Genomic DNA, 596 nt, shown 5'->3' on the forward strand with positions numbered 1-596 from the left:
TTCGCAACGTCCCGATGGTTCGCCAACGATTGCCGCGATCGACCGTCGTACCTCGATCGATACCGGTCGCCATGTGTCGTCCCCCGATTCAGCGTTGTGCGGCAAATGACGAGTGACCCCAGTGTGCACCTTTCCGGAAATTCTCAACATCGGTTGATGTCTCTGTAAATTCCCACGAACATGCTGACAGGTCACAACGCGGAAGCGGACTCTCAGGGCTCTCGCCACGGCACGATGAGACGGCCGGAAACGAAAAGAATTGGGACGGTGTTCATGTCACGGGTGAGAATCGCGATGTGCTTGCTCGCGGGGTTGGGTTCCTTCGCGATCGTCGTCGCTCTACTTCTGCCCACCCTCGTGTACGACCGCCTGGCGGTGACTCCACTCGACATCGACGCCACCACGGTGGCCACCACCACGGACGGTGCGGGCGGTGAGGTTCTCGACTCGAAGACGATCACCGGACCCGGCCCTCTCTCCATCGCGACGGATGTACCCCTCGTTCTCCAGCGGTACATCACCGTCGAGGATCCCTCCGACGCAGACCGCGTCACCGTCGCGGTCGGCGCGTCTCACGGTCGCTCCCGCCTGGAAGG

At 61.9% G+C, this 596-nt stretch carries 1 protein-coding gene; it reads left to right on the forward strand.

What is annotated here, in order from left to right; all coding sequences use genetic code 11:
• Positions 1–273: 273 nt before the first annotated feature.
• The coding region (locus CH256_RS04710) for a porin PorA family protein (protein WP_179272001.1) at positions 274–596 on the forward strand (323 nt) is incomplete at its 3' end.

Origin of the sequence: Rhodococcus sp. 05-2254-6, assembly GCF_002258565.1 — a bacterium.
In the GTDB taxonomy this organism is placed as follows: domain Bacteria; phylum Actinomycetota; class Actinomycetes; order Mycobacteriales; family Mycobacteriaceae; genus Rhodococcoides.